Raw genomic sequence first — 22193 nt, 5'->3', positions numbered from 1 at the left:
GAATAAGTAAATAATATGGCAACTAGAGAAGAGAAGATGGAAGCCTTCGGGCAATTACTCGACATTCTGGATGAATTACGGGTAAAATGCCCTTGGGATCGTAAACAGACAAACGAGAGCCTCCGCACGAATACGATCGAGGAAACCTATGAACTATGCGAGGCCTTGATGCGTGAGGATAACACAAACATAAAAAAAGAATTAGGAGACCTGTTATTGCACATCGTCTTTTACTCCAAGATCGGCGAGGAAAAAGAAGCTTTCGATATCAAGGATGTCTGCGACAGCCTTTGCCAGAAACTGATTTACCGCCATCCACACGTATTCGGAGATACCTCCGCCGATACCGCTCAAAAGGTAGAGCAAAGCTGGGAGCAGCTTAAGTTGAAAGAAAAGGGGGGTAACAAAACCGTACTGGAGGGTGTTCCCGCTTCCCTCCCATCCGTAGTAAAAGCGCATCGTATCCAAGATAAGGCCCGTAACGTAGGTTTCGACTGGGAACAACGTGATCAAGTATGGGATAAGGTACAGGAGGAATTTAATGAGTTGAAAACCGAGATAGACAGGATGGACGCAGATAAGATGGAAGCTGAGTTCGGAGATCTCTTCTTTAGCTTGATCAACGCTGCCCGCCTATACAAAATAAATCCGGACAACGCATTGGAACGCACGAACCAGAAGTTTATCCGCCGTTTTAATTATCTAGAGGAGCACACGATCCAAGAAGGTCGTTCCTTGAAAGATATGACATTGGAGGAAATGGATCAACTGTGGAATGAAGCCAAGGCCAAAGGCTTATAAAGCAAGGATAAGGGCAAAACAAAAGGGGAACCGACATCACGTCGCCACCCCTCCCTTAACTTAAACGCCAAAACTAAATCTAAACAAAAAACACAAATAATGATAATATTTTACTTTTTCTGTTTTTCTTCCTTTTTATTGTCCCGACCACTCTTCATGAAATTCCGGACAAACTTATATTCCGCATTTCGGTACTTATAGACCTTTTCGGGAGAAAGTATCTTCTTGAATCTCTCAAAATACTCTTTTTCCAACTGTGCCTCTTTTATCTCAACATCCAGACATTCGTCTATCACTTTGTTATAATCAGCATCTGTCGGATTCTCCTTATGTCGAATTTCTTTTGATAACTTACGACATTCACGACCTACCTCAAATTTTTTCTGTCGCAACTCATTGCATAAAGGAATAAATTGTGCAGCTTCCTCAGGTGTAAGGCCAACTTCAGCCGTAATAAAAGCATTCCGCCTTGCTTCGAATGCCTCTCTATCAAAATGTCTTTGCTCTTTCTTCTCTTGTGCCGTAGCATTGAAAGAGAGTAGAACCGAAATCGCTACAAATGTAATGAAAAATATTTTATTCATACAAGTATTATTACAAAAATCTTCGATAAAATTACTATTTTAAACTTTATTCAGAATAGGAAAGTTCCTCATCTAAGAGATAATTGGCGTACTGAGCTTCCAAATACTCCAAATACTCCTCATCTTCTTCCGCTTCAATAGCGTCTAAAGCCGTTGTCGGGACTTCCGTCCGGACCAGTAAAGAATCAGACGCAGTACTACCATCGGAACCGTTTATTCCCACGATAGCCTTGAAAAACAAACCAAGACCAGCGAATACCGCAGCCATGTACAACCACGGACGAACACGATCCATCAAGGAAATCCGTTTCGCCCTCTCCTCCTGCTTCTCGGGGAGCTGACTCATGATCCGCTCCGTAAGCCCTTCCATATACCCTTCCGGTACAGTGAAAGGATTAGTTCCTTTCAAGCGATCTAGGTTGTTTTCTTCTTTTTTCATACTTTTTCTCTTTTTATATTGCTTTGACAGCGATTCGGGCAAAAGGTTTAAACCTCTTTTGTTAAAAACTCCTCGATTTTTTTCACCGCATGATGATACGAGGCCTTCAAAGCCCCGACAGAGGTACCTAGTATCTCGGACATCTCCTCGTACTTCATCTCCTCGTTATACTTCATATTGAAAACCAAGCGTTGTTTCTCTGGCAAGGTAAGAATAGCGTTTTGCAATCTTACCTGTATCTCGTCACCATCGAAGTATTCATCCCCTTTCAAACGTTCCAGCAAAAAGGTATCCGCATCGTCGATAGATACGTTATTCATATTTCGCTGTTTGTTTAGGAAAGTAATGCACTCGTTGATCGCGATCTTATAAAGCCATGTAGATAATTTGGCCTCGCCACGAAAAAGCTCAATGTTCGTCCAAGCTTTCAAAAACGTATTTTGGAGTAAGTCGTTCGCATCCTCATGATCCAGTACCATCTTTCGTATATGCCAATACAACTTCTCGCCATACAAGCTTACGACCTTAGCGAAGGCCTCACGTTGTCGGGCCGGGTCCCGGAGCTGTACTACAATTTCGTCTTCTGTATAGGATTGCATTTTTTCTATTTTGGGAAGTGCCCAGAACAGGACTCGAACCTGCACGATCGCAAAACCACTCGCACCTGAAACGAGCGCGTCTACCAATTCCGCCACCTGGGCTTTTTTTAATCATTCTGAAGCGCAACCTATCGGTATTGCGCATACAAAGGTAATCGTTTTTTCCAATTAGCAAGCAAATGAAAATAAAAAAAGCGACCGTCCCTTCCGGAACGGCCGCCCATATCATTAATCACGGGAGTCGATTACATCATACCGCCCATTCCGCCACCCATACCCGGGTTCATCGGAGGCATAGCCGGAGTCTCTTCTTTCTTCTCTGCGATCACACACTCTGTAGTCAAGAACATACCAGCGATAGAAGCTGCGTTCTCCAATGCTACGCGAGTTACCTTAGCCGGGTCGATTACACCAGCCTCGCACAAATTCTCGAAACAGTCCTTACGAGCGTTGTAACCGAAGTCGCCCTTGCCTTCCTTCACTTTCTGAACGATAACGGCACCTTCCTTACCAGCGTTAGCTACGATCTGGCGAAGCGGCTCCTCGATAGCGCGCTTAACGATCTCGATACCTGTAGTCTCGTCCTCGTTGTCGCCCTTCATGCCTTCCAATGCATCGATAGCACGGATATAGGCAACACCACCACCGGGCACCGTACCTTCTTCGATAGCGGCACGAGTTGCGTGCAATGCGTCATCCACACGGTCTTTCTTCTCTTTCATCTCAACCTCAGAAGGAGCACCTACGTAAAGAACAGCTACACCGCCGGCCATCTTAGCCAAACGCTCTTGCAATTTCTCTTTATCGTAATCAGATGTCGTGTTCTCCATCTGGATCTTGATCTGGCCGATACGAGCTTGGATAGCCTCCTTGTCACCAGCACCATTTACAATGGTAGTGGTATCTTTGTCTACCGTGATCTTCTCAGCGGTACCTAGCATATCCATTGTAGCACCTTCCAATTTCAAACCTTTCTCCTCAGAGATAACCGTACCGCCTGTCAATACAGCGATATCTTCCAACATAGCCTTACGACGGTCGCCGAAGCCCGGAGCCTTAACAGCGCAGATCTTCAAGGAACCACGCAGACGGTTCACTACCAATGTAGCCAAAGCCTCGCTGTCGATATCCTCAGCGATGATCAAAAGAGGACGTCCGCTCTGTACGGTCGGCTCAAGGATAGGAAGAAGGTCTTTTAATACGGAGATCTTCTTGTCATAAATCAAGATATACGGATTCTCCATCTGGCACTCCATCTTCTCTGTATCCGTTACGAAGTACGGAGAGATATAACCGCGGTCGAACTGCATACCCTCAACTACGTCAACTGTAGTTTCAGTACCTTTAGCTTCCTCAACCGTGATAACACCTTCAGTCTTCACACGTTGCATAGCCTCCGCGATCAACTTACCGATAGCCTCGTCACCATTTGCGGAGATCTTCGCTACATGCTCGATCTTCTCGAACTTATCACCTACAGCCTCAGCTTGGTTAGCGATGCTCTCTACAACCTTAGCGACAGCCTTGTCGATACCACGTTTCAAATCCATCGGGTTCGCTCCGGCAGTAACGTTCTTTAAACCGACACCAATGATAGACTGAGCCAAAACCGTAGCTGTAGTCGTACCGTCACCGGCGTTATCGTTTGTCTTGGAAGCCACTTCCTTAACCAATTGAGCACCCATGTTCTCGAACGGGCAAGTCAACTCTACTTCTTTAGCAACCGTTACACCATCTTTCGTGATGTGAGGAGCTCCGAATTTCTTCTCGATAATTACGTTACGACCTTTCGGGCCTAATGTTACCTTAACGGCATTAGCCAACTCATCCACACCTTTCTTCAAAAGGTCGCGGGCATCCATATCGTATTTAATCTCTTTTGCCATGATTGTATTTCTTTTTAATATTGTTGTTTATAAAAATGAATTAGATAATAGCTAAAACGTCTGCTTGGCGCATGATCAAGTATTTCTCACCATCTAGTTCGATTTCCGTACCTGCATACTTACCATACAATACGTTATCACCAACCTTTACAACCATCTCCTCGTCTTTCGTTCCGTTACCTACGGCTACAATCTCACCCTTTAAAGGCTTTTCCTTTGCTGAGTCAGGAATAATAATTCCACCTAATGTTTTCTCTTCCGCAGCGGCCGGCTTAATCAGCACGCGGTCTGCTAATGGTCTAATGTTCATTTTCTTGGTATTTTAAATGTTAATAATATTACGTTTTTAGTTTATGAACTTTGTGTTCACGCCTAAGTCTATGCGAATAGTGTGCCAAACGTATTCACCCGAGTTCGACTGACAATATTTCGGACGAAATAGACAAATATCCGAAGAGATAACTGACAACTTGTCTTTTTGCATCTCTCAAAAGGATTATCAATCGACCAGCAGCGTATTCATGGAATATGCTTTTACGATCGGAGTATAGACTCGATCGCCTATGCGGATGGAAAGGGAACGATCATCACTGGTCTCATTGGCGATAATCAAGGCGATACTGTTATCCGGGTTACGGAATGCCAGCAGATTCGTATAGGCTCCTTCCGTTTCTAATTTATATGCACCGGGCTGGACATAATGGCTGACATGTTTCATCACGTAGTATTCCGGAGTATATCGATAGCTCTTGGTTTGCGGATCTACGACAACCAATGAGTTTTGCGCCCATCCCCAACGACTGATCCCTCCATTTTCCAAAGATATATTCCAATACATATAGGCAGAAACGCCATTATCCAGAAAATGTCGCATCAACCCCCAAGAATACATGGCACCCTTCCAATCGTTCTTGCCATCTCCACATTCTTGCTCGGTTTGGTAAAGCTTCAACCCGGGATAACGTTTGTGGATTCCGGCGATAGCTCCCTTACCCGCCCATTGGAAACCGACACCTTTTACATATTTACCACTAGCGGGATCTGTCAATACCGTATCAACAAGCGACTCATTCGCACGTTCCATCGTGCCGAACATAATATCCACTCCTTGAACCTGCATGGCCGGCCCGAGATAATTACCGATAAAATTAGCCAAAGAAGCCGATGTCCAACAACAACTCGGGAATATTTGCGCAGAGTTGAACTCGTTCTGGGGCATTATGGCAAAGATTGGAATTCCGTGTTTCTTATAGGCCTCGATAAATTTAGAGAAATAGAGGGCATAGGCTTTCAGGTAAAGAGAGTCTTGGATAAACATATCCGTACCTTCATGGCCGACCTTATCGGCCGACAAACCATTTCGATACTTCTCGTCATAATTCTCACCCGTATAGGCAGAGGCATAGTGTTTGTTATATTTCATCCAAGCGGGAGGGCACCACGGGGAAGCCCACAAGCGTAAGTCTGGCTGATACTTCCGAGCGTTCTTGATAAAAGGAATCAACGTTTGTTGGTCATTGGCGATGGTAAAATGTTCCATTGTGAAATCACCGTCTACCTCGTCATACGAATACCAATCACGGGAGAAATCATTTGCTCCTACAGGCATCCGGCAAATCGTGAAGTTGGCTCCGACTCCGGGGAAAAAAAGCTCTTCCATGATTTCCTCACGTACACTTGGCTCCAGCTTACTCAAGGAAAGCCAACCTAATTCATTAAAACAGGCTCCGAAACCATCAATTTGTTGTTGATGCTTTTCTGTTAGAATTGTTATATCAATATTAGGTATCGTATCCGCAAGGGCGGAGATCAGATCGGGTTGCTCAGCCCAAGGGGTATTCTCGGTTGTCGTTACCCACTCGGCACGGGGGGTGAAAGAGCAGGAAGAAAGGTATAAAGATATTGAGAGTATAAAAACAGGTATTTTCATGGTCGTTTCATTAATTTATAAGTTTAGAACCATTTAAACACGGACTACACGGATGACACGGAACACACGGATAAATACAAATACCGTGTCATCCGTGTAGTCCGTGTTCCATAATCCACTATTCTCTAAAAGCGTTCTATCAGCTCCTCGATAGTCACAAGGGTTTGCTCACCCGTGAGCATATTCTTTAAGTTGATTTTATTCTCGGCCATCTCATTCTCTCCGACTATCGCAACGAACGGGATTTTCTTAGCGTCCGCATATCCCATTTGCTTTTTCATCTTAGTAGACTCAGGATATAGCTCTGTACGAATCCCCGCCTTACGAACCTTAGCGATCAGCGGCAATAAATGAATCTCCTCTTTCTGTCCGAAGTTCACGAATAGAAGCTGTGTAGTCTTCAAAGATCCTTCCGGATATAAATCCAATTGGTTCAATACATCAAAGATACGATCAGCGCCGAAAGAGAAACCGACACCAGATACGCCTTCCATGCCAAATACCCCTGTCAGGTTGTCATAGCGACCACCACCCGTGATACTACCGATCTGTACGTCCAAGGCTTTCACCTCGAAAATCGCACCTGTATAATAGTTTAAGCCGCGAGCTAATGTCAGATCAAGCTCTAATTCCGCACGGATTGACGTATGAGAGATGCGCTCCAAAATAAAATCCAATTCGGCTACACCTTTCAAACCAGTCTCAGACGCAGATAATACCTTTTTCAAGGTAGCGATCTTTTCTTGATTTGAACCCTGCAGCATAATGATCGGCTGCAAACGCTCGATCGCCTCCTCGGGTAAACCCTTGGAACGAAGCTCTTCATTCACGTTGTCCAAGCCAATCTTATCCAGCTTGTCGATAGCTACCGTAATGTCTACGATCTTATCCGCCTCGCCTATGATTTCGGCAATACCGGAAAGGATCTTACGATTGTTCATCTTGATACACACACGAATGCCAAAACGATGGAACACCTCGTCCATAATCTGGATCAGTTCCACCTCATTGATCAAGGAATCAGAACCCACAACGTCGCCATCACATTGGTAGAACTCCCGGTAACGTCCCTTTTGCGGACGATCGGCACGCCAAACCGGTTGGATCTGGTAACGTTTGAACGGAAAACTGATCTCATTACGATGTTGTACCACGTAACGGGCGAACGGAACGGTCAAATCATAACGCAAGCCTTTCTCACAAGCCTTAGCAGCAAATCTCAACGGGTTCTTTTCCATTAACTCCTCATCCGAGATACCAGCGAAACAATCACCGGAATTCAATATCTTGAAAAGGAGCTTATCCCCTTCCTCGCCATATTTACCCATCAATGTAGAAAGGTTCTCCATGGCAGGAGTCTCTATTTGCTGGAAGCCATACAAGTGAAATACTTCACGGATCGTGTTGAATATATAATTACGTTTCGCCATTTCCTCCGGCGAAAAATCCCGAGTACCTTTGGGTATGGAAGGTTTTTGCATGATCTTATGTTTTAAATGATTATTCTGGCCGCAAAGGTAATGTTTTTTGCTCGAAATAAATAAGAAAATAACAATGCCCACTGTAAGGAGCTTACAATCGCAGTCATAAGCATCTTACAATGGGCATTCTAACATCCTTACAATGGGCATCCATGGAAAGCCTCTTCCGAGGCTTATCAATCCCGGCTTCTTCCCCCCAAGAATATCATTATATAATATAATAATGTAGCAAGCGAACCTAACGCAGCGACCACGTACGTATAAGCGGCGGAACGTAAAGCATCCTCTGCCTTATCATGCGTATAAGCATTTGTTATACCGGCATTGCTCAACCACGCCAAAGCACGTTGGCTCGCATTGATCTCGACCGGAAGCGTGATAAAGCTAAATAGCGTAGTCGTAGCGAACAAGATTATACCGAATAACAATAACTGAGGAAACGTATGCAATAATAACATACCACCCAGCAACACCCATGTCATGATATTTGAGGCGAAACTAACAACCGGAACCAAAGCCGAACGCATTCTCAACGGAGCGTAAGCGGTAGCATGCTGCACAGCGTGACCGCACTCATGGGCGGCAACCGCAGCGGCGGCGATACTATTGCTATAATAAACCGACTCACTCAAGTTCACCGTCTGGTTAGCGGGATTGTAATGGTCCGTCAGATGTCCGGGTGTAGAAATCACCTTTACATCATAGATACCATTGTCATGCAACATCTTCTCTGCGACATCTTTTCCTGTCATGCCATTCGGCATAGGAATTTTCGAATACTTCTCAAACTTGCCCTGAAGACGGGATGACACCAGCCAACTCAATAGCGCAAATCCAATAAATATAATCCAATACATGCTCATAAATTTCTATCTTATTTAGTTTTATAAAACAACGACAAAAAGTTTGCCAAAGACAAAAATGGCAGGAGACACCCCTTGAGGAATGTGGTCTTCTGCCATTTTGTACGATTTATAACGAGTTTATTCTTCTGTATATCTGACAATCGTCTGTTCACGATCCGGTCCTACGGAAACGATCTTCACAGGCACACCCAGTTCTTCCTCCAAGAAAGAAAGGTAAGCGTTGAACTCCTCAGGGAACTCGTCCTCGCTCCGCATCTTCGTCATATCCGTCTTCCAACCCGGTAATTCCACGTATACAGGTTCGATCGTATCATCGATCTCATACGGGAACTCATTAGTCTCGACACCGTTCATCTTATAAGCCACGCAAGCCTTGATCGTATCGAAGGTATCTAACACATCACTCTTCATCATGATCAATTGGCTTACACCGTTGATCATCACGGCATATCTCAAGGCTACCAAATCAATCCAGCCACAACGGCGTTTACGTCCCGTAACCGCACCGAACTCATGGCCTAATTGACCGATCTTATCTCCCACCTCATCAAACAACTCGGTCGGGAACGGACCGCTACCTACACGTGTACAATAAGCCTTGAAGATTCCATATACCTCACCGATATTCCGGGGAGAAACCCCCAGTCCCGTACAACATCCGGCACAGATCGTGTTAGAGGAAGTCACGAATGGATAAGAACCGAAGTCTATATCCAGCATCGTACCTTGAGCGCCTTCCGCCAAGACCGACTTGCCTTCCTTCAAATAGTTATTGATGACATGCTCGCTATCAATCAATTTGAATTGTCTGAGGTAGTTCAAGGCCTCCAGCCATTGAGCCTCCATCTCGGTTATATCATATTCATAGTTCAATGAACGCAAGATCGCTTCATGTTTTGCTTTAGCGGCCGCATATTTCTCTTCGAAGTTATGCAACAAATCGCCCACACGAACACCGTTACGGCTAATCTTATCCGTATAAGTCGGGCCGATACCCTTTCCTGTCGTACCGATCTTTCCGGAACCTTTTGCGGCCTCGTAAGCGGCATCCAAGATCCGGTGAGTAGGTAAAATTAGGTGAGCTTTCTTAGAGATATAAAGCTGCTTGGTGATATCGTGACCACTCGCTGCCAATGATTCCGCTTCCTGCTTGAACAATAACGGGTCCAGAACGACACCGTTACCGATTACGTTTATCTTTCCACCTTGGAAAATACCGGAAGGAATCGAACGTAACACATACTTTTCCCCGTTAAACTCCAATGTATGTCCGGCATTAGGGCCTCCTTGAAAACGAGTTACCACATCGTAATTCGGAGTCAGCACATCGACAACCTTGCCTTTGCCCTCGTCGCCCCATTGCAATCCTAACAAAACGTCTACTTTCATCTTTTCTATATTTATTATAGGCTATTAATATTCTTATTTAACTGACCTTTGCAACTTAAACTTGCATTTACTGCATAGGCCATAAATGTACAAACAATAATACTCCGGCGTAAAACGAGAGACTTTCAAGTTTCTCATATCCGCTTTCAACGTACTGTTTCGCAGCTCCCGGATGGCCCCGCATCTCGTGCAAACCAAATGCAAATGCGTATCGGCATAAATCCTCAACTCATATTGCACCGACTGGACGGTTATTTGATGACGCACCACCAAACCGGCATCAACCAGTACATCCAACGTATTATAGAGTGTAGCCTTACTGACATGGAAGTTGTCTTGCTCCAACCGATCCGAAAGCATACACATATCAAAATGCCCGGGAAAAGCACATATCTCCTTGAATATAGCATATCTCTCCTCGGTTTTCCGCAGTTTCTTCTCCGTTAGATATTCGGTAAACAACGCACGCATTTCCGTATAAACTTTCGCTTCCATCTCCTAAAGACCGCACAAACGACAAAGTTAGCGCATTTATTTTAAACGCAAAGCCTTACCGATAATATTCAAACTCGAATTTTAATTCATTATAGATTTCTTGTAATTCCGGCGTGTTTCCCGCAGCCTCCTGAAATTCCTTGAAACCGTCTAGGATCCTTTCCGCATTCCCCTCAGATTGACGCCCATAAAACTTCATGGCTTGAATAGACGCTTGTTTCTCTTTCAGCGTAGATTTAAAATCCTTAGTCTCCGCTAGACTACTTAAGGTTTCTGCCAAGAAAGATCCTAAAACCACAGAAGATAAGCTGCCACCTCGCTTAAAATTCTCGGCCCAAGTAAGAAAGGCGACCGTGCGAGCGAACTCATTTTTCTTATCAGCAACCAGATCAGACGTGAAGTCCTCCATATAAGGCAGATGAACGAACAAGTTCCGGCAACAATGCTCCGCGATCTCTAAATAAGGAATCTCCTTGACCCAACGTTTCGCCTCATCCAAAGGCAACGTCTCGGCGGGTTGGAGAAAGGTCGCCAATATCTTAAACTCACGGATGTCTTCTTTCCATAAAGCCGCCGCTAGCTCTCCATTCGGTTTATGCTTACGGGCGATTCCCTTTATTTCGGGGTACGGAACCCCGAAATTTAACTTATATACGATACCTTTCTCACGCATACTCGTAGAAATCACCCCGTTCATCGCCAAACGAAGTTCCTTACGGATCTCCCTTATCTCGTCTTGTAAACTTTCCATCTATTAATCATTATAAGTCGGCAAGAAAGAATAATCACGGCCATAACGAAGCATCTGGTCCGTATAACCTTCCGTATAGTCTAAGACAATATCGGTAACCTCACCGTTAGAGTTCTTTACCTCTCTCATCACAGGGTTGACAAAACCTTTATAGGGAGCCAAGTTTAACTTAGCATAGCGCTCCAAGACCTCCGCATGCAACTCCGGATCTACTTTCACGCCGTATCCTTCAACAAGATTCTTTCCGGCCGCATAGTCACCCTCACTCTTGATACGTTGAATCTCAGCGAGCAATGTCCCAAACAACTCACGTAACCTTGGATAGTCATTCACAACCACATAGGTCTTTCCATTCCGTTTTTTCAGTTCGATCACATTCGCTTCCTTCCCTTTCTCGTAAGCCCACTTAGCGATCAACTGGCGGTTACGCATATGCGCCTCTTCTACATTCTTGCCTAGCTCGATGCGAACCAACTGGGTCATCAAGCCATTCATTATATATTTATAGTATTCCGACTTATAAGCCTCGCCGTCCGGAAGCAATCCCAGTTCCACCAGCTTCGGATCTGCCAAATAATACAGGCCAAACAAATCCGCACGGGTTTCCTCCAGTGTAGAGCTATAGGCTTTCAGCGCATCCGGGTCCGTATTTTCCAGCAATTTACCGGAACCATGTCCCAGACACTCATGTAAATCCGTATGTAGATTATCCGTTAAGAAACCGTACTGCCTCATACCGTTCCGCTCCACGTCACTCCAAACAAACTCTTCGCTAAAGCCATTTCCTTGAGACGCCTTATCATAAGCCTCCGTGATATTCTCTATCGTAACAGACTTCGAGCCATGATCCCTACGAATCCAATCCGCATTTGGCAAATTGATACCGATCGGGGTAGCCGGATAGCAATCACCTCCCAACATAGATACCGTGATTACCTTAGCGCTAACTCCTTTCACCTTCTCTTTCTTGAAACGCTTATCTACCGGAGAATGATCCTCAAACCATTGCGCATTATCACTGATGATTTTCGTACGCTTAGTCGCCTCCTTATTCGTAAAATTCACGGTAGACTCCCAGCTTGCTTTCATTCCTAACGGATCCCCATAAGTCTCGATAAAGCCATTCACAAAATCCACCTCCGAAGCTGTATCCTCTACCCAAAGGATCGAATAAGCATCGAACGTCTTCAAATCGCCCGTTTGATAATATTCGATCAATTTCCCAATGATCGCTTTCTGCGTATCATTCTCGGCGAAAGGCAAGGCTTGTCGCAATTGATCTACGATTTTTTCTATCGCGGCGGAATAAAGCCCTCCTACTTTCCAAACCTTTTCAACGACCGTACCGTTCTCTTTTACCAAACGGCTATTCAACCCGTAAGAAATCGGGGAAATGGTATCCTTTCCCATTTTCATTTGCGCATAGAAGTCCTCTACCTCTTTCTGACTGATACCTCCCCCGTAATAATTATTAGAAGAAGCTTTGATCAAATCACCGTTACCGCTTTGTACGCTACGCTTTGGCATAACGCCCGGATCAAAGATTACCGGAGCGATCTCGATCATGAACTGATCCACGTTTTGATTCTCACGAAGAGGTAACTTCTTGGCGTCGATTTGGTGAATACAATCCATCAAGAACTCAGGAGAAAACCCCGGGGCAAACTTGTCCAAGGCATAATGATGATAGATACCACTGGAGAACCACACCCGTTTCAAATAGGTTTCCAAAGCCTTGAATTGAGGGTCCTCCCGATCTCCCTTATAATTCGTATAAATAGCCTCCAATGTCCTGCGGATCGCCAGATTATAGCGTCCATTCTGATCGAAGAATATATCACGTCCCATCAAGGCCGCTTCGGAAAGATGATATAATAGTTGCTTTTGTTGCAAGGACAGGGATTCAAAACCCGGAACTTTATAGCGAAGAATCTCCAGATCAGCGAACTGATCCACTACATAATTGAACTCCTTATCGGAATTTTGAGATGCCGTATCCGACTGTTGGCCTGTACAAGCCGTCATAACCATAGCTGTCATAAGCGATAACATTATTTTTTTCATACTTACTACGATTTGCTTTTCCTATAATATATTACATCTAAAGTACATAGTTTGAAGGCCCGCATTCCAATAAGGGCCAACCGCAAAGATAGAGAATATACAGTCAATATCAAAGGTTTGAGATTTTTTCTCTACTTTTGTAAGTTCAAAAGCAAAGACAAAAAAGAGAATGGAAATAGCGGCATTAGTTTCAGGAGGAGTAGACAGCTCTGTCGTAGTGCATCAACTCAAAGAGGCAGGATACGATCCGACCATCTTCTATATCCGTATCGGTATGGAAGACAAGGATGGCTATATCGATTGCCCGGCGGAAGAGGATATCGAGATCACCTCATATATCGCCCGCAAGTATGGATGCCGGTTCGAGATCGTCTCCTTACACGACGAGTATTGGGATCGGGTGGTAAGCTATACGATCGAATCTGTCAAACGCGGTCTTACCCCTAACCCGGATATGATGTGTAATAAATATATCAAGTTCGGTTGTTTCGAGGAAAAATGGGGCAAGGATTTCGATAAGATCGCTACCGGTCATTATGCCACGACCACGGAGATAGACGGCAAGACATGGCTTTCTACTGCCAAGGACCCGGTAAAAGATCAGACTGATTTCTTAGGGCAAATCACCCGCCTACAGATACAGAAACTCATGTTTCCGATCGGGCATTTAATGAAAAGCGAGGTACGTGCCATCGCCGAGGCCCAGAAATTGCCGAGCGCCAAGCGTAAGGATAGCCAAGGCATTTGTTTCTTAGGTAAGATTAACTACAACGACTTTATAGAGCGTTATTTAGGGAAACGCCCGGGAAAAATCGTGGAACTAGAGACGGGTAAGGTCTTGGGTAAACACAATGGATATTGGTTCCATACGATCGGCCAACGTAAGGGATTGGGATTAAGTGGCGGCCCTTGGTTCGTTATCCAAAAAGACATTAAGCGAAATATAATTTATGTCTCCAACGGCTACGACCCGGAAACGCAATATGGCAAGGTGATTAATATGCAAGGTTTCGATTTCATCACGGAAGATCCATGGGGAGAATTTGAGGGTGAGAAAGAAATCACTTTCAAGATCCGTCATACCCCGGAATTTACGCATGGCTACATCCGTCGTATCGGAGATCTATATCGTGTAGAATCCGACGAAAAGATTCAAGGTATCGCTCCCGGCCAATACAGTGTAATCTACGACAAAGACCATCACTTATGTCTGGGCAGCGGCATGATTATTGATGAGACCAAGTAACGCATATTCAGATTTATTCTAAATAAAAAACGGTCGCCTCAAAAGGAAGCGACCGTTTTTATTTTTCTATCTTATTCTATTAAATAGCATACAAAGAGCTGATAGACTCTCCACTACATACACGACGGATCGCCTCAGCGAACATGTCAGCGACAGATAATACCTTTACTTTCTCGCATTTCTTAGCGTAAGGAATAGAATCCGTAAAGATCATTTCCGCTAAAGCGGACTGATCTACACGAGTAGAAGCCGGATCAGACATCACAGCGTGGCTGGCGATAGCACGAACAGACTTAGCGCCATTCTCCAACATCAAGTTCGCGGCTTTCGTAATTGTTCCGGCCGTATCCACCATGTCATCAACCAAAAGGACATCCAAGCCCGTCACATCACCGATAATACGCATCTCGGCCACCTCATTGGCACGCAAACGAGATTTGTGGCAAATGACCATCGGCAAGCCTAAATACTTAGAATAGCTGCTGGCACGTTTCGTACCACCAACATCCGGAGTCGCGATACACAAGTTATCCAAAGGCAAAGACGTCTTGATATAATCCAAGAATACGGAAGAAGCATATAAGTGATCCACCGGAACATTAAAGAATCCTTGGATCTGATCCGCATGAAGGTCCATCGTAATCAAACGATTGATACCTGCCGTACTCAACATATCAGCGATCAACTTAGCGCCAATAGAAACACGAGGCTTATCCTTTCTATCCTGACGAGCCCAACCGAAGTAAGGGACTACAGCGATGATTGAATGTGCGGAAGCACGTTTAGCCGCGTCAATCATCAGAAGCAACTCCATCAGATTGTCTGAATTAGGGAATGTAGATTGTACTAAGAATACATCTCTACCGCGGATAGACTCTTCATAAGAAACAGAGAACTCACCATCGGCAAAGTGCTGGATATTCATCTGTCCCAGAGGACAACCTAAACTGTTGCAAATTTTCTCTGCAAGATACCGGGAGTTCGTTCCCGAAAACACCAAGAAAGGAGTTTGTGCACTCATTATTCCGAATATTTATCTTAAAGTGAATAGATTTAAATTGTGCCGCAAAAGTACAAAACTTATTTACAATAACCTCTTTATATTTGGAAAACTTTCTATATTTGCAACCGCAATGATGAAGTATTTACTCTATTTCTTCGTATTGGTAAGTGTATTTCTGACTTCGGGTTCTTCATCAACTCCCGAGAACCAACAGAAATACAACGATATTTACACCATGTACTCTCCGAATGAAGACAAGACGGAATACAATATCCCCCAAGCAGATATCGAACGATACGAAAAAGAGCTATACAACGGAAAACAAAGCTATAAGATGGAAGATGGCTATATCAGGGCTTCACTATTCCGCAACATCTCCACATCAAAAAACTCAAGGACAAACCTATCCTCATCTGCGGAAAGGATCGTACGGTTTATAAAAACTCAATATCCTAAAGAAAGACAAACATTCATTTCATTTTGTATAAATCCCCTTAAGTTCTCCTATGGGTACTATATCTATACTCTAAGACGTATTCTCATTTAAACTCTCTTTCCCCCTTATTTCCATCAAAAAAGTAGAAGATAGCACTTTAATGTCTGCATTCTCACTATTCTTATTTTCTAGATTTCTCAAAGGGAATAGAATAAACATCTATTTTGTTTTCTTATTGGGTCATATAGGATAGTTCTTATCAATTAATAATCAATCTAAAATGGAATTTTTATTAGACTTCATCTTACATATCGATCAGCATATGATCGAGATCGTACAAGAATATCATACTTGGGCCTACGCGATATTATTCCTAATCATTTTTTGTGAAACGGGATTGGTAGCCACCCCATTCTTGCCCGGGGATTCCCTCTTGTTCGTCGCCGGAGCGATAACAGCGTTACCCGGTATGCCTTTAGAGATAAATCTTTTAGCCTTGATATTATTCGCGGCGGCAGTATTGGGAGACTCCTGTAATTATATGATAGGTCATTTTTTTGGTCGTAAACTATTTAACAATCCCAACTCCAAGATATTCAAGAAAAGCCATTTGGACAAAACGCATGAGTTCTACAAAAAATATGGAGGCAAAACCATAATCATCGCCCGATTCGTACCGATTGTCCGTACTTTCGCTCCCTTTGTAGCCGGAATGGGTAAAATGCACTATTACTATTTCATGATCTACAACCTGATAGGCGGCGCTTTCTGGGTACTGCTTTTCTGCTATGCAGGATACTTTTTCGGAGATCTTCCTTTCGTACAGCAGAACCTCAAGCTATTGATCATAGCAATTATATTCATATCCATACTTCCTGCCGTAATAGAGGTAGTACGGGCAAAACTAAAAGCACGGAAAAGATGATGTTATTGATGGAATAAACAGTTCCGCCAAACGTATTACCATCTATAACCCACGCCCCATCTCTTCTTTTCATTTAAATCAAAGGAAAAAGTCACCTAGCTTCATCGGGCAAGTAACTTAAGTGAAATGCCAAAGTAACTTAACATACTTGCCCGATGAAGCTAGCTGTCCCGTATCAACCACCTAACTCCACCAATGAATTATCTATACAGCACTCCTAAACTTTTCAAGAAAGCTCTTACTTATGGAGAAAAGAGAACTTTAGCATTTTGCCGGAATAAGCCGGGAGTTTCACTTGATAAGGATAAGCGTCTGTTAGCGTACTGATAGTCGTTTCCCCGGTTAACAAGTCGGTCAATTCAGCCGGTTTGTTATCCTCAAAATCAAGAGCCTTGAATGCCTCGACCGGGATATTTACCCATACACATTGGTCGGCACGGTCGAAATTCACGACCACCAGAAGTACCTCGTTCTTCCATTTGCGCAAGAACGCATACTGACGGTTCGGATTGAAATAAGGATTACCGGAGTTCGCGTACATCAAATCATAAAACGCTCCCTCGACAATAACCGGCTCGGATCGTACCACATTCAATAACTTAGCGTACATCTCACGCAACGAGCGTTCTGCCGGCGTTAATTTAGCCCCGTCAAAGAGTCCATTATTATTCCAGTTCCGCAAACTCTCGACGCTCCAATAATCGAAGATGGTCGTACGGCCATCACGTCCACTGAAACCTTCAGCGTCCATTCCTCTTTCGCCAAGTTCCTGACCACTATAGATCATAACCGGATTCGTATTCATGGCAGCGGAGACAATCATGCCCGGAATACCCGGACGAGCATCCCCCGCAAAGAAATCAGAAGCGACACGCTGTTCATCGTGATTCTCCAAGAAATTCAACATATTTTTCTGGATACCCTCCAACGATTGCCAACAATGCGATATATTACTAGCCGGAGCCTGTCCGCACATCACCGCACGAACCGTATCATAAAGACCAACCTTGTCATACAAATAATCAAAGTGTCCCGTATAAATATAATTCCTATACTCATCCGGATTATACACCTCCGCTATAAAGATCACATCACGCACCTTCTTCACCTGAGGAATCACCCAGTTCCAAAACTCGACCGGGACCATCTCCGCCATATCACAACGAAAACCATCCACTCCCTTATCAGCCCAGAACAACAATATCTCCAACATTTTCTCCCACGTATTGGGAATGGTATTGAAATGGCAAGCACCACCGTGCATATAATCCACGCCGTAGTTCAGCTTCACCGTCTCATACCAATCGTTCTGGCTTGGATAGGCATCGAAATGATTGTTACCGGTCACCTTCGCCGGAAACTCACTATAGGCAAAATCCTCCTCACGCTGCGGATCAAAACGAAGCGTCAAGGTTTGCCCCGGAAGATAATAAAAGTTATTATTCACATCAAAAGCCTTGGACACATTATCCGTTTGACCTAAGTCCTCCACGAAAGGTTCCCGTGCGTCCGAGAAATATTGACGTGCTACATGGTTGGGTACAAAATCGATAATAACCTTCATCCCAGCCTCATGCGTACGTTTCACCAAATCCTCGAACTCACTCATACGGTTCTGGATATTATCCGCCAAATCCGGATCTATATCATAGTAATCTTTTATAGCATATGGAGATCCGGCCTTACCTTTTACTACGGCAGAATGGTCTTTCCGGATGCCAAACATGGTGTAATCGGTTTTTGTAGCGTGCTCTATCACCCCTGTATACCATACATGAGTAACACCTAGTTCTTTGATTTTGGATAAAGCCAAAGGAGTAAAAGCCGAAAACTTACCCACTCCATTCTCGGCTAAACTACCATTCATTACAGGAGATGGTCGCAGATTCCCAAACCAACGCGGGAATACCTGATAAATTACCATCTTGTTTTTTTGTTCCATTGCGTTCATCTATATATAAAGTTTTTGTGGGAAAGCGCTTTGTCCAGACAGACGATTTGTCACGGCATCAGGCCTTTCTTTCTTGCCGCGATCGCTTTCACCAAGGTTTCATATTTATTCTCATCCAACACTTTCTCAAAGCAACGGGCAGCGGCGGAATAGCCAATATTACAAATCACGTCTACATTCTCAAGATCGAATGTCTTATATAAGCCAAACTCCTCCGCTTCTATTAAGACATCACACATCTCTCGATCCTCCAGCGTATTTGCCCGGAACATATAATGATAAGAGCGCTCGGCGATATGGAATATGGTCTGCTTATATTTTTGCGGGATCAACGGGCTTACGTTCACCCCGATAATACGCTCACATTCCTCACGGATGATGGAGACCGGAAAGTTGTGAAATAATCCTCCATCCACATAATGAACGCCATTGATGACTACAGGACTGAAAATAATCGGGATACTACAAGAAGCTGTCACCGCCTCAACAATAGGACCACTCCTAAATTCATGGCTTTCGCCATTATCCAAATCAGTCGCGACAACCACCAGCGGAATTTGCAAGTCCTCGATGTTCTTGGTCCGCAAGTGTCGCCTCAAGAAATAACGAAAGCGCTTACTATCGAACAAACCCGCCTTAGGAATCTGCAACTGGGCGAATTCCGAGAACTCACGTCCGGTAAAAAGCTCTTGGATCTCCGCCGCCGAATAACCATCAGCAAACAAAGCGCCCATTAAAGCTCCCGCACTGGTACCGACTATAATATCCGGTCTTAGCGCACATTCTTCCATCATTCGAAATACGCCGATATGCGCAAAACCTTTCGCTCCGCCTCCGCTAAGCGCCAAGCCCAACCTATAGGGTTTATGGTTTGTCTCTTCTGCCATTTATTTCTTGTCTCTTAATCTGGTAACAAATATGCTGTTTTTTTTAATTAGAAACATTATTATTAGGGAAAAAGTTTCCATCCTCTTTTATTTTTGCTACATTTACACGGAAAGCAAAGGTGTTGTCACATTGTTTTCTTAAGTATAACATTAAATCTACCATGTTATGATTACGAGTATTTTCTGGATTATCCCGTTAGCGTCTGTCCTAGCGCTAGCATTCGCCTGGTTCTTCTTCAGGCAAATGATGAAAGAGAGTGAAGGAACTGAGTTGATGAAAAAGATCGCCTCCTTTGTGCGTGAAGGGGCGATGTCGTATCTGAAACAGCAATACAAAGTAGTCGCCTCGGTTTTCGTTGTCCTAGTAATCTTATTCTCTATTATGGCCTATGGCTTCCATGTTCAAAACGAATGGGTTCCGATCGCCTTCCTGACAGGAGGTTTCTTTTCAGGATTAGCGGGTTTCTTAGGCATGAAAACAGCGACTTATGCCTCGGCCCGTACAGCGAACGCAGCCCGTACTTCCTTGAATAAAGGTTTACAAGTGGCTTTCCGAAGCGGGGCGGTCATGGGCTTAGTAGTCGTTGGGCTTGGATTGCTGGATATCTCATTCTGGTATATCCTGTTAAATGCTTTCATCCCAGACGAGGCTTTGGACCCGACCCATAAACTCACCATTATCACGACAACCATGCTTACATTCGGAATGGGTGCCTCCACGCAAGCCTTGTTCGCACGTGTGGGAGGAGGAATCTATACGAAAGCCGCCGATGTCGGAGCGGATTTAGTAGGTAAAGTTGAGGCTGGGATCCCGGAGGACGATCCTCGTAACCCGGCGACAATCGCCGATAACGTAGGCGACAATGTAGGTGACGTCGCCGGTATGGGAGCCGACCTATATGAATCTTATTGCGGTTCCATCCTAGCGACCGCCGCATTGGGAGCCGCCGCATTCGTTTCTTCCGGAAGCGTAGAATTACAATATAAGGCGGTTGTCGCCCCAATGCTTATCGCCGCTGTCGGTATCATTTTATCTATTATTGGTATTTTCGCCGTCCGTACGAATGAGAACGCGACGATCAAGCAACTACTGAAAGCCTTAGCCATAGGAACGAACTTGAGTTCCGTATTGATCGCTATCTCCACGTTCGGGATTCTTTATGTATTAGGCATGGAGAATTGGTTCTGGATCGGTTGTTCCGTGATCGTAGGTCTGCTAGTCGGAATCGTGATCGGGCAAGCGACGGAGTATTATACCTCCCAGTCCTATAAGCCGACCCGGCTGGTTTCCGAATCGGGGCTGACAGGCCCGGCAACGGTTATTATCTCCGGTCTCGGACTAGGGATGCTCTCTACGGCCATCCCGGTACTTGCCGTCGTGGTCGGTATTATTTGTTCCTTCTTGTTCGCCTCCGGATTCGACTTCACGAACGTGGGCATGGGATTATACGGAATCGGTATAGCTGCCGTAGGTATGCTATCGACCTTAGGTATTACGTTGGCTACAGACGCTTACGGTCCCATAGCGGATAATGCCGGAGGCAACGCCGAGATGTGTAACCTAGGGAAAGAAGTCCGCAAGCGTACAGACGCATTGGATTCATTAGGAAATACGACTGCCGCTACAGGTAAAGGTTTCGCTATCGGTTCCGCTGCGTTAACCGGCTTGGCTCTGTTGGCCTCTTATGTAGAAGAGATCAAGATCGGTTTGCTCCGTTTAGGAGAGACCGTCCTGAACTTTACCGATGGCAGGAGTATCGAAATATCTAAAGCCTCATTCTCGGACTTTATGGTATATTATGATGTTACCTTAATGAATCCTAAGGTTTTAGCCGGAATGTTCCTAGGTTCCATGATGGCATTCATGTTCTGTGGCCTTACGATGAACGCTGTAGGACGTGCGGCCGGGCACATGGTGGAGGAAGTTCGCCGTCAGTTCAAGGAAATCAAGGGTATTCTGACTGGAGAGGCACAACCGGATTATGCCCGTTGCGTTGAGATCTCGACGAAGGGAGCGCAACACGAAATGGTACTTCCCTCCGTTTTAGCTATTATCGCCCCCATCTTAACGGGACTCATATTTGGTGTGACAGGCGTTGTCGGACTATTGATCGGTGGATTAAGCACGGGCTTCGTATTAGCCGTATTCATGGCGAACGCCGGAGGAGCATGGGATAACGCAAAGAAATTCATCGAGGAAGGAAACCACGGTGGCAAGGGTAGCGAGGCGCATAAGGCAACCGTTGTCGGCGATACGGTTGGCGATCCGTTCAAAGACACTTCCGGCCCGAGTTTGAATATCCTTATCAAGTTGATGAGCATGGTAGCGATCGTGATGGCGGGATTGACGGTGGCTTGGAGTTTGTTTTAATAGTTGACCGTTAGTAGTTGGCAATTGACAGTTAGAGAAGTAAATCGACAATTTAATAGAGAAAACTAAATAATTGTCAATCATTGACT

At 44.6% G+C, this 22193-nt stretch carries 19 protein-coding genes, 1 tRNA gene and 1 pseudogene; 5 read left to right on the top strand and 16 right to left on the bottom strand.

Annotated features, from left to right (window positions below):
* Positions 1 to 15: 15 nt before the first annotated feature.
* On the top strand, positions 16 to 801 hold the full coding sequence (gene mazG / locus BDI_RS18970) for a nucleoside triphosphate pyrophosphohydrolase (RefSeq protein ID WP_005858781.1): 786 nt from the start codon (positions 16 to 18) through the stop codon (positions 799 to 801).
* Between the two features lie 110 nt (positions 802 to 911).
* Here mazG and BDI_RS18965 read toward each other — a convergent pair whose 3' ends face one another.
* The 13 genes from BDI_RS18965 to BDI_RS18905 all read right to left on the bottom strand — a co-directional run bounded on the left by BDI_RS18965 (position 912) and on the right by BDI_RS18905 (position 13285).
* On the bottom strand, positions 912 to 1385 hold the full coding sequence (locus BDI_RS18965; RefSeq protein WP_005858783.1) for a hypothetical protein: 474 nt from the start codon (positions 1383 to 1385) through the stop codon (positions 912 to 914).
* A gap of 46 nt (positions 1386 to 1431) precedes the next feature.
* Complete coding sequence (locus BDI_RS18960) at positions 1432 to 1824, bottom strand: hypothetical protein (protein WP_005858784.1); 393 nt, start codon at positions 1822 to 1824, stop codon at positions 1432 to 1434.
* A 47-nt stretch (positions 1825 to 1871) separates the two neighbouring features.
* Complete coding sequence (locus tag BDI_RS18955; RefSeq protein WP_008772592.1) at positions 1872 to 2423, bottom strand: RNA polymerase sigma factor; 552 nt, start codon at positions 2421 to 2423, stop codon at positions 1872 to 1874.
* A gap of 18 nt (positions 2424 to 2441) precedes the next feature.
* Positions 2442 to 2525 (bottom strand) — tRNA-Leu (locus BDI_RS18950).
* Between the two features lie 143 nt (positions 2526 to 2668).
* Positions 2669 to 4309, bottom strand: a complete 1641-nt coding sequence (groL, locus tag BDI_RS18945) for a chaperonin GroEL (RefSeq protein WP_005858786.1) — start codon at positions 4307 to 4309, stop codon at positions 2669 to 2671.
* A gap of 40 nt (positions 4310 to 4349) precedes the next feature.
* Positions 4350 to 4619 (bottom strand): co-chaperone GroES, encoded by a 270-nt coding sequence (locus tag BDI_RS18940; protein WP_005858788.1) that lies wholly within the window; start codon positions 4617 to 4619, stop codon positions 4350 to 4352.
* A gap of 189 nt (positions 4620 to 4808) precedes the next feature.
* Complete coding sequence (locus BDI_RS18935) at positions 4809 to 6239, bottom strand: glycoside hydrolase family 30 protein (RefSeq protein ID WP_009017029.1); 1431 nt, start codon at positions 6237 to 6239, stop codon at positions 4809 to 4811.
* A gap of 125 nt (positions 6240 to 6364) precedes the next feature.
* Positions 6365 to 7720, bottom strand: a complete 1356-nt coding sequence (hisS, locus tag BDI_RS18930) for a histidine--tRNA ligase (protein ID WP_012056174.1) — start codon at positions 7718 to 7720, stop codon at positions 6365 to 6367.
* A gap of 176 nt (positions 7721 to 7896) precedes the next feature.
* Entirely contained in the window at positions 7897 to 8583 is a 687-nt protein-coding gene (locus tag BDI_RS18925; RefSeq protein WP_005868492.1) for a zinc metallopeptidase, read from the bottom strand.
* A gap of 120 nt (positions 8584 to 8703) precedes the next feature.
* Entirely contained in the window at positions 8704 to 9975 is a 1272-nt protein-coding gene (locus BDI_RS18920) for an adenylosuccinate synthase (RefSeq protein WP_012056173.1), read from the bottom strand.
* Positions 9976 to 10008: 33 nt separating this feature from the next.
* Positions 10009 to 10470: a Fur family transcriptional regulator gene (locus BDI_RS18915; RefSeq protein WP_012056172.1), complete on the bottom strand. Its 462-nt coding sequence runs from the start codon at positions 10468 to 10470 to the stop codon at positions 10009 to 10011.
* Between the two features lie 55 nt (positions 10471 to 10525).
* Positions 10526 to 11221 carry a DNA alkylation repair protein gene (locus tag BDI_RS18910; protein WP_005858799.1) on the bottom strand — a complete coding sequence of 232 codons (696 nt, stop codon included), beginning with the start codon at positions 11219 to 11221 and terminating at the stop codon, positions 10526 to 10528.
* A 3-nt stretch (positions 11222 to 11224) separates the two neighbouring features.
* Positions 11225 to 13285, bottom strand: coding sequence for a dipeptidyl-peptidase 3 family protein (locus BDI_RS18905; RefSeq protein WP_012056171.1), 2061 nt, complete (start codon positions 13283 to 13285; stop codon positions 11225 to 11227).
* A 169-nt stretch (positions 13286 to 13454) separates the two neighbouring features.
* Here BDI_RS18905 and mnmA point away from each other — a divergent pair, with 169 nt between their 5' ends.
* Positions 13455 to 14531: a tRNA 2-thiouridine(34) synthase MnmA gene (mnmA, locus tag BDI_RS18900; protein ID WP_005858803.1), complete on the top strand. Its 1077-nt coding sequence runs from the start codon at positions 13455 to 13457 to the stop codon at positions 14529 to 14531.
* A gap of 79 nt (positions 14532 to 14610) precedes the next feature.
* On the opposite strand, the gene BDI_RS18895 is transcribed toward mnmA, so the two are convergent.
* Positions 14611 to 15552 (bottom strand): ribose-phosphate pyrophosphokinase, encoded by a 942-nt coding sequence (locus BDI_RS18895; RefSeq protein ID WP_005858805.1) that lies wholly within the window; start codon positions 15550 to 15552, stop codon positions 14611 to 14613.
* A gap of 698 nt (positions 15553 to 16250) precedes the next feature.
* Here BDI_RS18895 and BDI_RS18885 point away from each other — a divergent pair.
* Both BDI_RS18885 and BDI_RS20805 read left to right on the top strand, forming a co-directional pair.
* Positions 16251 to 16895 (top strand): DedA family protein, encoded by a 645-nt coding sequence (locus BDI_RS18885; RefSeq protein ID WP_005858811.1) that lies wholly within the window; start codon positions 16251 to 16253, stop codon positions 16893 to 16895.
* Positions 16891 to 16959 (top strand): annotated as a pseudogene (locus tag BDI_RS20805) (DUF47 domain-containing protein); the annotation flags it as partial. The gene BDI_RS18885 and the pseudogene BDI_RS20805, both read left to right, overlap by 5 nt.
* 174 nt (positions 16960 to 17133) lie before the next feature.
* Here BDI_RS20805 and BDI_RS18880 read toward each other — a convergent pair.
* Positions 17134 to 18837: an alpha-amylase family glycosyl hydrolase gene (locus BDI_RS18880; protein WP_008777935.1), complete on the bottom strand. Its 1704-nt coding sequence runs from the start codon at positions 18835 to 18837 to the stop codon at positions 17134 to 17136.
* A 59-nt stretch (positions 18838 to 18896) separates the two neighbouring features.
* On the bottom strand, positions 18897 to 19733 hold the full coding sequence (locus tag BDI_RS18875; RefSeq protein ID WP_005858815.1) for a patatin-like phospholipase family protein: 837 nt from the start codon (positions 19731 to 19733) through the stop codon (positions 18897 to 18899).
* 166 nt (positions 19734 to 19899) lie between these two features.
* Between BDI_RS18875 and BDI_RS18870 the strand changes: the two genes are divergently transcribed.
* Positions 19900 to 22104: a sodium-translocating pyrophosphatase gene (locus tag BDI_RS18870; protein WP_005858819.1), complete on the top strand. Its 2205-nt coding sequence runs from the start codon at positions 19900 to 19902 to the stop codon at positions 22102 to 22104.
* The last annotated feature ends 89 nt before the right edge of the window (positions 22105 to 22193 follow it).

The sequence above is a fragment of the Parabacteroides distasonis ATCC 8503 genome, from assembly GCF_000012845.1.
In the GTDB taxonomy this organism is placed as follows: Bacteria; Bacteroidota; Bacteroidia; order Bacteroidales; family Tannerellaceae; genus Parabacteroides; species Parabacteroides distasonis.
The sequence above is the reverse complement of the archived record's forward strand: the minus strand, read 5'-3'. Positions and strand labels throughout refer to the sequence as shown.

What these genes read in the sequence shown, in the direction of transcription:
- BDI_RS18870 (WP_005858819.1), top strand. Translation starts at nt 19,900, where the DNA reads ATGATTACGAGTATTTTCTGGATTATCCCGTTAGCGTCTGTCCTAGCG.
- BDI_RS18875 (WP_005858815.1), bottom strand. Translation starts at nt 19,733, where the DNA reads ATGGCAGAAGAGACAAACCATAAACCCTATAGGTTGGGCTTGGCGCTT.
- BDI_RS18960 (WP_005858784.1), bottom strand. Translation starts at nt 1,824, where the DNA reads ATGAAAAAAGAAGAAAACAACCTAGATCGCTTGAAAGGAACTAATCCT.
- BDI_RS18925 (WP_005868492.1), bottom strand. Translation starts at nt 8,583, where the DNA reads ATGAGCATGTATTGGATTATATTTATTGGATTTGCGCTATTGAGTTGG.
- BDI_RS18895 (WP_005858805.1), bottom strand. Translation starts at nt 15,552, where the DNA reads ATGAGTGCACAAACTCCTTTCTTGGTGTTTTCGGGAACGAACTCCCGG.
- BDI_RS18940 (WP_005858788.1), bottom strand. Translation starts at nt 4,619, where the DNA reads ATGAACATTAGACCATTAGCAGACCGCGTGCTGATTAAGCCGGCCGCT.
- BDI_RS18955 (WP_008772592.1), bottom strand. Translation starts at nt 2,423, where the DNA reads ATGCAATCCTATACAGAAGACGAAATTGTAGTACAGCTCCGGGACCCG.
- BDI_RS18920 (WP_012056173.1), bottom strand. Translation starts at nt 9,975, where the DNA reads ATGAAAGTAGACGTTTTGTTAGGATTGCAATGGGGCGACGAGGGCAAA.
- mazG (WP_005858781.1), top strand. Translation starts at nt 16, where the DNA reads ATGGCAACTAGAGAAGAGAAGATGGAAGCCTTCGGGCAATTACTCGAC.
- mnmA (WP_005858803.1), top strand. Translation starts at nt 13,455, where the DNA reads ATGGAAATAGCGGCATTAGTTTCAGGAGGAGTAGACAGCTCTGTCGTA.
- BDI_RS18935 (WP_009017029.1), bottom strand. Translation starts at nt 6,239, where the DNA reads ATGAAAATACCTGTTTTTATACTCTCAATATCTTTATACCTTTCTTCC.
- BDI_RS18905 (WP_012056171.1), bottom strand. Translation starts at nt 13,285, where the DNA reads ATGAAAAAAATAATGTTATCGCTTATGACAGCTATGGTTATGACGGCT.
- BDI_RS18885 (WP_005858811.1), top strand. Translation starts at nt 16,251, where the DNA reads ATGGAATTTTTATTAGACTTCATCTTACATATCGATCAGCATATGATC.
- hisS (WP_012056174.1), bottom strand. Translation starts at nt 7,720, where the DNA reads ATGCAAAAACCTTCCATACCCAAAGGTACTCGGGATTTTTCGCCGGAG.
- groL (WP_005858786.1), bottom strand. Translation starts at nt 4,309, where the DNA reads ATGGCAAAAGAGATTAAATACGATATGGATGCCCGCGACCTTTTGAAG.
- BDI_RS18965 (WP_005858783.1), bottom strand. Translation starts at nt 1,385, where the DNA reads ATGAATAAAATATTTTTCATTACATTTGTAGCGATTTCGGTTCTACTC.
- BDI_RS18910 (WP_005858799.1), bottom strand. Translation starts at nt 11,221, where the DNA reads ATGGAAAGTTTACAAGACGAGATAAGGGAGATCCGTAAGGAACTTCGT.
- BDI_RS18915 (WP_012056172.1), bottom strand. Translation starts at nt 10,470, where the DNA reads ATGGAAGCGAAAGTTTATACGGAAATGCGTGCGTTGTTTACCGAATAT.
- BDI_RS18880 (WP_008777935.1), bottom strand. Translation starts at nt 18,837, where the DNA reads ATGGAACAAAAAAACAAGATGGTAATTTATCAGGTATTCCCGCGTTGG.